Consider the following 12,612-nt stretch of genomic DNA (forward strand, 5'->3'; position numbering starts at 1 on the left):
GCCATGTGATCATCCACAGTGGACCGACGGTCACGTGGCCCGACATGGGAGCGTGGCGAATGCGTAGGACAACGAGGTCGACCTTCGCGCTCACCGCGGTGCTGGTGGCCGCGCTGGCATGCGGCGCGCCCGAGACGAAGGCACCCGCGAACGCGCCGAGCACCGTACCCGACAAGCCGTCGGCGCCGGTCGAGCTGAACATCCTCGACGTGGCCGGCAACCTGCAGCTCACGCAGGGCATGATCGACGAGTTCGTCGCCGAGCACCCGGACATCGTCAGCGCGGTCAACTACACCAAGGCGACCGCGCCGGAGATGCCCGGCAAGCTGCAGGCCGAGCAGCGCGGCGGCCAGTCGCAGACGCACCTCGTGCTCACCGGCACCGACGGGCTCGCGTCGGTGATCGAGCAGGAGCTCGTGCTGACGCTGCTGCCGGACTTCTCCTCGCGCTTCCCGGAGCTGACCGAGAACTACCTGCCCGCGGCCGCGGACATGCAGGAGCTCGCGCAGGGACAGGGGATCACCGTTACCTTCTACCCGTCAGGTCCGCTGCTCGAGTACGACCCGAACGTGGTGAAGGACCCGCCTACCAGCGCCGACGAGCTGCTCGACTGGGCGAAGGCCAACCCCGGCAAGTTCCAGTACGCACAGCCCGCCAACTCCGGCCCTGGCCGCACGTTCCTCATGGGACTGCCCTACCTGCTGGGTGACGAGGACCCGAAGGACCCGGTGAACGGCTGGGACAAGACGTGGGCCTACCTCGCCGAGCTGGGCAAGTACGTCGACTACTACCCGACCGGCACCACCGACACCATGAAGAACCTGGCCAACGGCACGGTCAACATGGTCGCGACCACGACCGGCTGGGACATCAACCCGCGCGTGCTCGGCACGGTGCCCGCGCACATGAAGACGACCACGCTCGACGGTTTCCACTGGGTGACAGACGCGCACTACGCGGTCGTGCCGCGCGGCGTGTCGGAGGACGTGCTGTCGGCGAACCTCGCGCTGATCGAGTGGATGCTGCGGCCGCAGCAGCAGGCGAAGGCGTATGACAAGGGCTACTTCTACCCGGGGCCCGCGGTCAAGGACGTCACCTTGGACATGGCACCGCAGGACTCGCGGGACGCGATCGAGGAGTTCGGGCGGCCCGAGTACGACCGGCTGATCGCGGACAACCCGCAGGAGACGTCGCTCCCGGCGGAGCAGCAGGTGGCCGCGTTCCAGCGCTGGGACCGGGAGATCGGGTCGGGGAAGACCAAGTGAACTTCGCCGAGCTGCACATCGATCACGTCAGCCGCGCGTTCGGCGAGCACGTCGCGCTGCGCGAGCTGGACGTCACCATCAAGGGCGGCGAGTTCGTCGCGTTGCTCGGGCCGTCCGGGTGCGGGAAGTCGACCGCGCTCAACTGCCTCGCCGGGCTGCTTCCGTTGACCGGCGGTCAGATCCTCGTGGACGGCAGGCGGATCGACACACTGCCACCCGAGAAACGCGGCTTCGGCATGGTGTTCCAGAACTACGCGTTGTTCCCGCACATGTCGGTGCGCAAGAACGTCGCGTTCGGACTTGCCATGCGCAAGGTGACGCGCGCCGAACGGGACCGCCGCGTCGACGAGGCGCTGCGGCTCGTGCAGCTCGCCGGCCACGCCACGAAGTTCCCCGCACAGCTCTCAGGTGGCCAGCAGCAGCGGGTGGCGATCGCGCGGGCCATCGTCCTCGAACCCCGGCTCGTGCTCATGGACGAACCACTGTCGAACCTGGACGCCGCGCTGCGGCTGGAGATGCGCACCGAGATCCGCCGCCTGCACCAGACACTCGGCCTGACGACCGTCTACGTGACCCACGACCAGGAGGAGGCGCTCGCGCTCGCCGACCGGCTCATCGTGCTGCGGGACGGCGTGGCGCAGCAGATCGGCTCACCCGAGCAGGTGTACGCGCACCCGGCCAACCGGTACGTGGCCTCCTTCATGGGATACCGCAACCTACTGCCTGTCAGGTTGTCCGCGCCCGACACCGTCACCGGCAACGGGTTCAACCTGACAGGTGTCAACCGCGACGGGCTCACCGAGGGCGACGCGGTCGCCGCGTTCCGGCCGACCGACGTCACCGTCGCCGACACCGAGGGCGAGAACACCGTGCGCGCGGCCGTGGAGATCGTCGAGTACCACGGCCGCGAGCAGGCCGTCGAGGCACGACTGCCCGGCGGCGAACCGTTGCACGTGCGGACCGAGAGCCGTCTCGCGCCCGGCGACGAGGTGCTGTTCCACGTGCCGCGCGAGCGGGTCCTGGTGTTCGCGCCATGACCGTCACCGCACCAGCGCCGGACCGACCGAGCGTCAAGCACCGGCTGGCCGAGCGCGGGGTCGACCGCACCCTGCTGCTGCTCGTGCCGGGCGTGCTGTTCGTCGTGCTCCTGTTCGCGTATCCAGTCCTCTATGGACTCCAGCTGTCGTTCCAGCCCAGCGAGGGCGGCGGCCCGTTCGCCAACTACCGCAGGTTCTTCTCCGATCCGTACCTGTTCGACACGATCTGGATCACCCTGCGGCTGGCGCTCCCGGCCGCACTGATCAACGTGCTCGCGTCGATCCCGATCGCCTACCGAATGCGTGGCAGGTTCCGCGGCAAACGGCTGCTCACCACGATCCTCGTCGTGCCGATCACGCTCGGCACCGTCCTCACCGCCGAGGGCCTGATCCGCTACCTCGACCCGGTCGGCTGGTTCAACAAGATCCTCGCCCTGTTCGGCGCCGACGAACCCGTGCGGCTCGTGCACAACTACTGGGGCGTGCTGTTCTCGTTGATCATCACCGGGTTGCCGTTCGCGTTCCTGCTCACGCTTTCCTACCTGTCCGGCATCGACCCCACGCTCGAACAGGCGGCCGCGACGCTGGGCGCGGACCGGCGGCGCCGCTTCCGGTACATCACGCTGCCGCTGCTCGCGCCGGGCCTCGCGATCACGTTCTGCCTGACGTTCGTGCTGGCGTTCTCGGTGTTCCCGTCCGCGTACCTGGTCGGGTTGCCGCAGGGGGAGACCCGCGTGATCTCCATCGCCGCGTACGAGGCCGCGTTCCGCGACTCCGACTACCCGCTCGGCTCGGCCATCGCGATGATCATGGCGGTCGTGATGCTCGCGGTGATCGGGCTGGTGCTGCTGTGGCGGTCCCGGCTCTACCGCGGCGCGACGGGAGGCAAGGGATGAGGCTCTCCGCGTGGCTCGTGTGGGGCGCGGTCGCGTTCTTCCTGGTCAACCTGTTCGGCCTGGTGGCCTCGGTCGTCGTGAACTCGTTCGCCACCCAGTGGTTCGGCACGTGGTGGCCCGCCGGGCTGACCGCGTCGTGGTACTCGACGGCGTGGGCCGAGATGAACCTGCTCGACGTGCTGGTCGTGACGTTGCAGGTCGCGGTGGCCGTCGTGGTGTTGTCCGTGGTGATCGGCGTGCCGACCGCGTACGCGCTCGCGCGCCGGACCTTCCCCGGCAAGAAGCTCGTCACGGTGCTGTTCCTGCTGCCGATCCTGATGCCGCCCATGACCTACGGCATCCCGCTCGCGACCGTGCTGTACAAGTTCGACCTCGCGGGCGGCATCGCCGGTGTGGTGATCGCGAATCTGGTGCCGTCGGTGCCGTTCGTGGTGCTCACCATGACCCCGTTCATCGAGCAGATCGACCCGAAGATCGAGGCCGCGGCACGGATGTGCGGGGCGAACACGGCCGCCGTGTTCGGCCGGGTGCTCGCGCCACTGCTCGTGCCGGGCATCCTCGCCGCGTCGATCCTCGTGCTGGTCCGCACCGTCGGCATGTTCGAGCTGACGTTCCTCACCGCCGGGCCGGGCAGCCAGACGCTCGTGGTGTCGTTGTACGAGGCCATGTTCTCGGCGGGCATCCGCGCCCAGCAGGCCGTGGACGCGATGGCCGTGATCTACACCGGATCCATGCTCGTCCTGCTGGTGATCGCGCTACGGTTCGTGAACCCGACGCAGCTGGTCACCAGGTTGAAGGAGTAGGCATGCGGCTCACCGGTCACGCGTATCCGTGGGACGTGCTCGGTGACCGGGGTTTCGTGGCGCGTGCGGAGGGCATGGAGACGGTGGCGCTGGCGGCCGCGTACCACTCGGTCCGCGCCGCGACACCGCAGCACCCGAAGCACCAGCTGGTCAACGCGACCCACGCGGCGCTGTACCGGCCGGTGCGCGCCTCGGTGTGGGAGGGGCGGCGGCTGCGCCCGCTCGAGCCCACCTGGCTGTCCACATCGGACTCCTGGGACCGCGCGGCCGCCGAGCTGCGTGCCGCCGGGCTGCGGGTGTCGGCGTGGGTGGTGCTGACGCACAACTCGCGGCTGGGCACCGAGTTCCCGGACGTGTCGGTGGTGAACTGCTTCGGCGACCGGTACCCGTACGCGCTGTGCCCGTCGCACGAGGAGGTGCGCTCGTACGCGGCGCTGCTGGCGGCGGAGGCCGCGCGGGACGCCGACGAGGTGTCGCTGGAGGCGTGCGGCCAGCTCGGGCTCGTCCACGGCTCCCACCACGAGAAGACCGACAACGCGTGGACGAGGACCGCGCAGCGGTGGCTGTCGGTGTGCTGCTGCTCGGCGTGCCAGGAGGGCTGGTCGTCGCGCGGCCTGGACCCGGTGTGGGTGCTGTCGACGCTGCGGGAGGCGGTGCGCGCGTCGGCCGAGGTGCCGTTCGCGGACGAGTTGCTGGCCACCCGCCACGCGGCGACGGATCTTCTGCGCGCGGAGGTGCTGTCGGAGCTGGACGTGCCGGTGGTCCTGCACGCGCACCCGGACCCGTGGGTGACGGGCGCGTCGCCGGGGCTCACCCCGTCGACGGGGCCGGACGTGTCGGCGTTGGTGGTCCCGGCGTGGCCGACGGACAGCGCGCCGGTGGTGGCGGCCGCCGCGGAGGCGGGCCGGCAGGTGGACGCCTACGTGACGGTGCTGCAGTCCGAGGAGGGGCTCATCGACCACGCCCGCGACGTGGCGAAGGCGGGGGCGACCGGGCTCGCCTTCTACCACCTGGGCCTGGCTCCGGCCTGGCGCCTGCCGACGATCACGGCGATGGCGAAGGCGGCGCGCTCGGTCTGACCGTCGCCTGTGGATGGTGGGGAACTTGGCGGCTGGTTCTGTCGGTGGTCGCCGGTAGGCTGGATCTCGGGGGCCGGAGGCCAACGCGGGTTGGCGCTGTGGATGGTCGCGCTGCGGTCGGCTGGTTCGGTCGGTGGTCGCCGCTACGCTGGGATTCGGGGGGCCGGAGGCCGCCGTTGGGCGCGCGCCGGAACCCCTGCCGCTAGCCGATCCAGTAGCGGCGGGTGCGGCCGTCGGTGCTTTCCAGCACACCGCCGCAGTGTTCGATGACCTTCTGGGACGCCACGTTCGTCTCGCCGCACGTGAGCAGTGCCCGGGTCACGCCGTGGTCGCGGGCCAGCGCCAGGCTCTGACGCAGGATCTCCGTGGCGTGGCCGCGGCCGCGGTGTTCCGGCAGGACGCAGTAGCCGATGTGACCGCCCTCGACCGCGAGCTGCTCGTCCAGCTCGTAGCGGATCGACGTGCGGCCGACGACCACCCCGTCGACCTCCGCCAGCAGGAACGACGCGGGCACCCGGCCGTACGGGTCTTTGCCCGCCTCGACCTCCGCCAGCCGGTGCAGGTAGTACGGCCACGCCAGGCCCGACAGCCCGAGGCCGAACACGAAGCCCTCCTCGGCGAGCCGTGCGTGCGCCTGCCGGAACACCTGCTCGTCGGCCAGGACCGGTGGCCGCAGGGTCAGAGCTGGAAGTGCCATACGACCATCACCGGGATCCCCGCGTCCGCGGCCGCCGTCGCCTCCGGGACCAGCGCCGCCAGCGACCACGGCCACACGTCCCACGGGCCCGGATCGGTGGCTCGTTCCCCGGAAGGAGGGGGCAGCACCGGTTCCACGCACCGCCGCACCTGGAAGCCCGCGGCCAGCGCGGCACGCACGTAGTCGCCGATCAGGTGGCGGTGGGCCGGTACCCGCACCGGGCGACCTTCGGCGTCCCGCAGGGACGGGACCGCGCCGCGCAGTACGCGTTCCGGGTGCATGTCCGCGATCACCACGTGCCCGCCCGGCCGCAGCACGCGGGCGAACTCGGCCAGCACCGGCGCCAGCGACGGGACGTGCGTGAGCGCGAGCCCGCACGTCACCAGGTCCACGGAGCTGTCGGCGACCGGCAGCGCGGTCACGTCGCCGACGCGAAAGTCCGCCGCGGGCAAGCGTTTGCGGGCGTGGTCGAGCATGTCCGGGGAGGCGTCCACGCCGATCACGTCGTGGCCGCGGGACGTGAGCAGCGCGGCGTACCGGCCGGTGCCGCACGCGGCGTCGAGCGCCGGGCCCGGCGGCAGCTCCGCCAGGATCTCCGCGAGCACCGGCTCGTCCACGTCGAACGCCGAGTTCGGGCCGTCGTACGTCGGCGCCCACAGGCCGTACCCGTCGACCGTGCTGACCGGAGTGGACGTCACGCCCTCGGCCAGGGCCGGGTCGTCGAGCAGCGCACGGATCTCGGCGATCCGCGCCGCCACGAACGCCCGGTCGTGCTCCCCGCCGAAGGCCCGCAGCAACGCGAGCCCCTCCATCCCCAGCACGTACGACAGCGGCTGTTCATACCCCACGCGGCTAGGCTATCCAGCCCACTGCGGAGGTAGCCAACGGGTTTACGAGGTGTTGATCTCCACCAGCACGGTCGCCGCCTTCGCCGCCGCCTCGGCCAGCAGTTCGCCGACGCGGGCGTCGCCGAGGAGCCTCGGGTTGCCGTTCGCGACCAGCTCACGGGCCAGTTCCGCCACGCGCGTGGCGGCTGCCGCGATCTCCCGGGGCACCTCGGTCGCCGCGGCCAGCGCAGCCTTCCGCGCCTCGCCCCGCGCCGCCAGGAACGCCGTGTAGGCGGCCGCGTCGGCGTCGGCCAGCCGCAGCAGCGCCGCCCGCAGCTCGTCGGCGGTCGTGGCCGTCGGTTCGTCGTCGGCGAAGCGGGCCGCCATCGCCACCAGGGCCGCGGCCGAGGCGGCGGACGTCGCCGCCACCGCCCCGCCGCCCGGTGCCGCCGTTCGTGCCGCCACCGCGTCCAGGAAGGACTTCATGACAGCCCGACGATCTCGCCGTCGTCGTCCAGGTCGATCCGGGTCGCCGCGGGAGCCGAGCCGAGGCCCGGCATGGTCCGCATGTCGCCGCAGATCGGGTAGACGAACCCGGCGCCGACCGACGCGCGCACCTCGCGCACCGGCAGCGTCCAGCCGGTCGGCGCGCCGAGCAGCTTCGGGTCCGACGAGATCGACAGGTGCGTCTTCGCCATGCACACCGGCAGGTCGCCGAAACCGTTGCGCTCGAACCGGTCCAGCTGCCTGCGCGCGGCGGGGGCGTAGCTGACGCCGTCCGCCCCGTACACGCGCTTCGCGATCGTCTCGATCTTCTCCCGCAGCGGCGCCGACGACGGGTACAGCAGCTGGAACTCGCTCGGCTCGTCCGCCGCCTCGGCGACCGCCTCCGCCAGCTCGACCGCGCCGGCGCCGCCGTCGGAGAAGTGGGTGGACACGGCGACCTTCGCGCCCATCTCCTCGGCGATCTCGCGGATCACGGCGTGCTCGGAGGCGAAGTCGCCGGGGAACGCGTTGATCGCGACGACCGGGGAGACGCCGTGCATGCGGATGTTCTCGATCTGTTTGCGCAGGTTCGCCGCGCCCGCGTGCACGTCGTCGGGGTTCTCGGCGAGGAGGTCCGCTGGCAGCGGCTTGCCCGCCACGATCTTGAACTTGCCCGAGTGCGCCTTGAGTGCGCGCACGGTCGCGACCAGCACGGCCGCGTCCGGCGCCTCCCCGGACACCCGGCACTTGATGTTGAAGAACCGTTCCGCGCCCATGTCGGCGCCGAACCCGGCCTCGGTGATGAGGTAGTCACCGGTCCGCAGCCCGATCAGGTCCGCGACGACGGAGGAGTTGCCGGTGGCGATGTTCCCGAATGGTCCACAGTGGACCAGTACGGGTGTGTTCTCCAGGGTCTGCATGAGGTTCGGTTTGATGGCCTCCCGCAGCAGCACCGTCATCGCGCCGGCGGTCTCCAGCTGTTCCGCGGTGACCGGTTCACCGTCGGTGGTGTAGCCGACGACGATCCGCCCGAGCCGCTCGCGGAGGTCGTCGAGCCCGGTGGTGAGCGCGAGTGCGGCCATCACCTCGGACGCGGCGGTGATGTCGAAGCCGGTCTGGCGGGTGACGCCGTCGGCCTTGGCGCCGAGCCCGATCACGATGTTGCGCAGCGCGCGGTCGTTCATGTCGAGCACGCGCCGCCAGGTGATCTCACCGACGTCGAGGCCGAGCGCGTTGCCCTGGTGGAGGTGGTTGTCGACCATCGCGGCGAGCAGGTTGTGCGCGGCCGTGACGGCGTGCATGTCGCCGGTGAGGTGCAGGTTCAGCAGCTCCATCGGCACGACCTGGGCGTACCCGCCGCCCGCGGCGCCGCCCTTGATGCCCAGCGTCGGGCCCATGGACGGCTGGCGGACGGCGATGGTGGCCTGCTTGCCGACGTGTTTGAAACCCTGGCCCAGCCCGACGGTGGTGGTCGTCTTGCCCTCGCCGAGCGGGGTCGGCGTGATGGCGCTGACCAGCACGTACTTGGCGCGTGGCGCGTCGGAGAGCTCGTGGATCGCGCCCAGTCCGATCTTCATCACGTCGCGTCCGTAGGGCTCCAGCAGGTGCGGTGGCAGCCCCATGTCGGCGGCGACGTCGTCGATGGGCTTGAGCTTCGCGCCACGCGCGATCTCCAGGTCGGTGGGGAAGGTCATGAATGCGCTCCTCGGGATCACCGGTGTGCTGCCCGCCAGTCAACCAGCGCGCGCGGATCCGTGCCGCAACGGTCAGAGCCGGGTCGCCGTGAACAGGCGGCGGGCGGCGTGTTCGTCGCCGGTGACGGTGAGCCGGCCGCTGTCGATGGCGGTGGCGAGGGCCTGGGCGTCGCCGATGACGTCGTCCAACGTGTCGGAGTCGGTGTCGACGGTCGCGTCCGGGGTGGTGGGCTCACCTCGGCGCACGTCGGTCAGCTCGCCGTCGGTGACGCGGACGGTGAAGCGGTTGCGGCCGAGGCGTACCTCGTAGGTCGCGGTCCACGACTCGTCCGGGCGGAAGAAGCTGCGCAGCTTGAGCATGGCCGAGTCCGCGCCGACGTGTTCGTCGGACGGCTCTGGCGACTCCGCGCCCCACCGGCCCAGTGCGACGATGACGTCCTCCAGGCGGGCGCCCCACTCGGTCAGCTCGTACACCTGGGAGCTCGCGGGCGGCGCCAGCGTGCGGCGGCGCAGGATGCCGGTGTCCTCCAGCTCACGCAGCCGCTGGGCCAGGATCTTCGGGCCCGCGCCGGGCAGCCCCTCCTGCAGGTCGGTGAACCTCTTCGGGCCGAGCAGCAGTTCGCGGACGATCAACATCGACCAGCGTTCGCCGACGTGGTCGAGCGCGGTCGCGATCGCGCAGCCGTCGTGGTACCGGCGGGTCGTCGCCATGGTTCCCATCGTACACATTCGCACTTGCTCTTGACCGCATTTACACTTTCAGTTAGGAATGAAGTACTTCCTAAAAGAAAGTAGGAGGAGTGATGCCACAGATGTTCGTGGAGGCGCCGGAAGGCGTCCAGCCGGCGGCGAAGCGGAAGATGATGCGTGCGATCACGGAGGCGATCGACGAGGCGTACCCGATTCCCGACGTACGGGTCTGGCTGCGTGAGTACCCGCCGGACAACGTCGCGACGGACGGGCGGATCGGCGCCGAGCCGGTCAAGCCGGTCTGTTTCCTCGAGGCACCCGAGCTGACGAGCCTCGAGGCCAAGTCGGCGATGGTCACGAAGATCCTCGCCGCGGTCGACGAGGCCTACCGCGACCTCGCCAACACCGAGGAGACGCTGATCCTGATGAACCACTACCCGCTGGAGAACGCGGCGTGGGCGGGCAGGCTCGGCTCCGAGATGCCGGAGGTGGTGGCGGCCATCGAGAAGCTGAACGCGTAACCCGCCCCACAGACACCGCGAGTCGCGTTGTCAGACATACCGAGTTGTGTGTTTCGTGCACATGCCCGACGAGCGCATCTGCACGAGACGTACGACTCGCCATGTCTGGGCGCGCGACTCGCGGGTTCTGGACCGGACGGGGTTACTCTCGCGGGGAAGCTTGTGACGTGGCTGGCTAGACGACCACGGCGCGCAGGCGGTCCGCCACGTCTTCCGGGAGGACGTCGGTGATGAAGGCGCCCATGCCGGTCTCCGAACCCGCCAGGTACTTCAGCTTGTCGGCGGCCCGCTGGATCGACGACACCTGCAGGTGCAGGTACGCGTGCGCACGCAGCGGGTCCGACACCGGCGCCTGGTGCCACGCCGCCACGTACGGCAACGGCTGCGCGTACAACCCGTCGAGGCGGCGGAGCACGTCCAGGTACAGCAGGGCGAAGTCGTCGCGTTCCGAGTCGGTCAGGGACGGGATGTCGTGGACGCGGCGGTGGGGGTAGACGTGCACCTCCACGGGCCAGCGGGCGTACGCCGGGACGAAGGCGGTCCAGTGCGCGGACGTCGCGACCACCCGGGTGCCCGAGTCACGTTCGCCAGCCAGGACGTCCGTGAACAGGTTGCGGTCGGTGCGGGCGTGGTACGACGCCGCGTTGCCCAGCATCTGGCGGCTCTTCGGCGTCACGAACGGGTACGCGTAGATCTGGCCGTGCGGGTGCGCGAGCGTCACCCCGATCGCCTCGCCGCGGTTCTCGAACGGGAAGACCTGCTCCACGCCCGGCAAGGCGGCGAGCGCCGCGGTGCGGTCCGCCCACGTGTCCACGACGAGCCGGGCGTGTTCCGGCTTCAGCGTCGCGAACGCGGCGTCGTGGTCGCTCGTGAAGCACACCACCTCGCAGCGGCCGACGCCCGGCCGGTGCTCCACCAACGGTGGCAGGCCGGGGCCCGCGTCGCCGACCGCGTGCATGGACAGCGACGGGAAGCGGTTCTCGAACACCACGACGTCGTAGTCCGGGGACGGGATCTCCGTGTGGCGGTCCGGTGTGGACGGGCAGAGCGGGCAGTCGGTGGTCGGCGGGTGGTAGGTGCGGGTCTGCCGGTGCGCGGCCAGGATCACCCACTCGTCGAGCACCGGGTCGTGCCGCATCTGCGACGCCGTCGACACCGGGTCGAGCCGGCGCGGGTCGTGCGGTTCGCGCGCGGGGGCGGTGTCGTGGTCGAAGTAGATGATCTCCCGGCCGTCGGCCAGACGTGCCTCGGTTCGCTTCACTTGACCGCCTCGACGTTGACGATGCGCAGGTCGTCGACGTGCTCCGCGAGAATCTCCCTGCCGTCGGCGGGCAGGCCGTCGTCGGTGATCACCACGTCCGCGTCGGCGAGCCGGGCGATCGTCGACAGCCCGACCATGCCCCACTTGGTGTGGTCGGCGAGCACGACGAGGCCGCGGCCCGCCGCGACCAGCGCGCGGTCGGTGTCGGCCTCGAGGAGGTTCGGCGTGGTGAACCCGGCGCGCTCCGCCATCCCGTGCACGCCGAGGAACACGATGTCCAGGTGCAGCTGCGCGAGCGCGGACACCGCGATCGGCCCGACCAGCGCGTCCGACGGGGTGCGCACACCGCCGACCACGACCACGTTCTGGTCCGTGCGCGGTGGCGCGTGCAGCACGTCCGCGATCCGCATCGAGTTCGTGACGATCGTGAGTCCGTCGACCGCGCGCAGCGCGTGCGCGAGCGCCCACGTCGTGGTCCCGGCCGACAGCCCGACGGCGGTGCCGGGGGAGACCAGCTCGACCGCGGCGCGCGCGATCGCCTCCTTCTCCGGTTGCTGCCGCAGCGACTTGGCCTCGAAGCCGGGTTCCTCGGTGCTGGCCGAGCGGGCGCGGGTCGCGCCGCCGTGCACCTTGTCCAGCAGCCCCTGTTGCGCGAGTGCGTCCAGGTCCCTGCGGATCGTCATGTCGGAGACGCCGAGCATCTGCGCGAACTCGATGACCCGGACCGCGCCCCGCCTGTGGATCTCCTCGACGATCCGGGCTTGCCTCTCCGCTGCCAGCATTGCCTCTCCCAACCGGTAGGGCACCCCCGGGTCGATCGCCGGTTCAATCATAAACCGACTCATTCGCACAGGCCTAGACGCCAGCATCGCACACCCCGATCCGCCGACCGTACCGGTCGTTTCCTGGGGCAATCCTCGTACCGATGTGGACACGTCGCCTGTTGATCCGACGTTTGCGCCAACCCCGTGCCTCGCTCATGTTGACATATGTGCGCACGTGCGGGAAGTGGAGGAACCGCGTGTCCGGCCGAACGCGGTGGAGGACGAAGTCGATGACTGTGCATCACCGCAGTCCTCCACCGCACCGGCCGGTCGCGGTGTGCGGTGAACACCGCGACCGAAGCCCACCACCTGGCCCGGGTGGCAGCGGGTCCCGTAATGGTCCAGACCATATCGCCGCAGGGTGTGACCAGGCAAGAGCGCTCAGAGATCGGACGTCTACGGAGCGTGCATCGCATGTCAACCAGGTGAACGGGATAGGTCACGAAACCACCACCGGTTTCGCGTCGCCCCCTTGACAGGCGCCCGCGTCGCCCGCAATGGTTTCGATTCTGAGAGGTCACGTTCACAAGTG

The 12,612-nt window shown here is 70.6% G+C and carries 13 protein-coding genes; 6 read left to right on the top strand and 7 right to left on the bottom strand.

The genetic code is table 11. From position 1 onward, the window contains the following. Positions 1–59: 59 nt before the first annotated feature. Genes ACIBVP_RS31025 through ACIBVP_RS31045 form a run of 5 tightly spaced genes read left to right on the top strand, consistent with a single transcriptional unit; the run spans position 60 to position 5,080 of the window. Positions 60–1,265, top strand: a complete 1,206-nt coding sequence (locus ACIBVP_RS31025) for an extracellular solute-binding protein (protein ID WP_396109925.1) — start codon at positions 60–62, stop codon at positions 1,263–1,265. After that, the gene (locus ACIBVP_RS31030) at positions 1,262–2,302 is read left to right on the top strand and encodes an ABC transporter ATP-binding protein (protein ID WP_396109926.1); all 1,041 of its coding nucleotides are present in this window, start codon (positions 1,262–1,264) and stop codon (positions 2,300–2,302) included. Before ACIBVP_RS31025 ends, ACIBVP_RS31030 begins: the two co-directional genes overlap by 4 nt. Next, entirely contained in the window at positions 2,299–3,198 is a 900-nt protein-coding gene (locus ACIBVP_RS31035) for an ABC transporter permease (protein ID WP_396109927.1), read from the top strand. Before ACIBVP_RS31030 ends, ACIBVP_RS31035 begins: the two co-directional genes overlap by 4 nt. Further along, positions 3,195–4,001 (top strand): ABC transporter permease, encoded by an 807-nt coding sequence (locus ACIBVP_RS31040; protein ID WP_396109928.1) that lies wholly within the window; start codon positions 3,195–3,197, stop codon positions 3,999–4,001. Before ACIBVP_RS31035 ends, ACIBVP_RS31040 begins: the two co-directional genes overlap by 4 nt. Positions 4,002–4,003: 2 nt before the next feature. Beyond that, on the top strand, positions 4,004–5,080 hold the full coding sequence (locus tag ACIBVP_RS31045) for a hypothetical protein (protein ID WP_396109929.1): 1,077 nt from the start codon (positions 4,004–4,006) through the stop codon (positions 5,078–5,080). Between the two features lie 202 nt (positions 5,081–5,282). On the opposite strand, the gene ACIBVP_RS31050 is transcribed toward ACIBVP_RS31045, so the two are convergent. From ACIBVP_RS31050 to ACIBVP_RS31070, 5 genes are all read right to left on the bottom strand, one after another. After that, a complete protein-coding gene (locus ACIBVP_RS31050) occupies positions 5,283–5,777 on the bottom strand; it encodes a GNAT family N-acetyltransferase (RefSeq protein WP_396109930.1) in 495 nt (164 codons plus the stop codon). Continuing rightward, the gene (locus tag ACIBVP_RS31055; protein WP_396109931.1) at positions 5,759–6,625 is read right to left on the bottom strand and encodes a class I SAM-dependent methyltransferase; all 867 of its coding nucleotides are present in this window, start codon (positions 6,623–6,625) and stop codon (positions 5,759–5,761) included. The genes ACIBVP_RS31050 and ACIBVP_RS31055 overlap by 19 nt, the downstream gene beginning before the upstream one ends. A 42-nt stretch (positions 6,626–6,667) precedes the next feature. Then, positions 6,668–7,090 (bottom strand): cyclodeaminase/cyclohydrolase family protein, encoded by a 423-nt coding sequence (locus ACIBVP_RS31060; protein WP_396109932.1) that lies wholly within the window; start codon positions 7,088–7,090, stop codon positions 6,668–6,670. Next, positions 7,087–8,784: a formate--tetrahydrofolate ligase gene (locus ACIBVP_RS31065; protein ID WP_396109933.1), complete on the bottom strand. Its 1,698-nt coding sequence runs from the start codon at positions 8,782–8,784 to the stop codon at positions 7,087–7,089. Before ACIBVP_RS31065 ends, ACIBVP_RS31060 begins: the two co-directional genes overlap by 4 nt. A gap of 72 nt (positions 8,785–8,856) precedes the next feature. Then, positions 8,857–9,495 (bottom strand): winged helix-turn-helix transcriptional regulator, encoded by a 639-nt coding sequence (locus tag ACIBVP_RS31070; protein ID WP_396109934.1) that lies wholly within the window; start codon positions 9,493–9,495, stop codon positions 8,857–8,859. A 92-nt stretch (positions 9,496–9,587) separates the two neighbouring features. Between ACIBVP_RS31070 and ACIBVP_RS31075 the strand changes: the two genes are divergently transcribed. Next, on the top strand, positions 9,588–9,995 hold the full coding sequence (locus ACIBVP_RS31075; protein ID WP_396109935.1) for a 4-oxalocrotonate tautomerase family protein: 408 nt from the start codon (positions 9,588–9,590) through the stop codon (positions 9,993–9,995). 175 nt (positions 9,996–10,170) lie between these two features. On the opposite strand, the gene galT is transcribed toward ACIBVP_RS31075, so the two are convergent. After that, a complete protein-coding gene (gene galT, locus ACIBVP_RS31080) occupies positions 10,171–11,256 on the bottom strand; it encodes a galactose-1-phosphate uridylyltransferase (protein ID WP_396109936.1) in 1,086 nt (361 codons plus the stop codon). Beyond that, complete coding sequence (locus ACIBVP_RS31085; protein WP_396109937.1) at positions 11,253–12,038, bottom strand: DeoR/GlpR family DNA-binding transcription regulator; 786 nt, start codon at positions 12,036–12,038, stop codon at positions 11,253–11,255. Before ACIBVP_RS31085 ends, galT begins: the two co-directional genes overlap by 4 nt. Between the last annotated feature and the right edge of the window lie 574 nt (positions 12,039–12,612).

Origin of the sequence: Actinophytocola sp. NPDC049390, assembly GCF_044466355.1 — a bacterium.
Classification (GTDB): Bacteria; Actinomycetota; Actinomycetes; order Mycobacteriales; family Pseudonocardiaceae; genus Actinophytocola.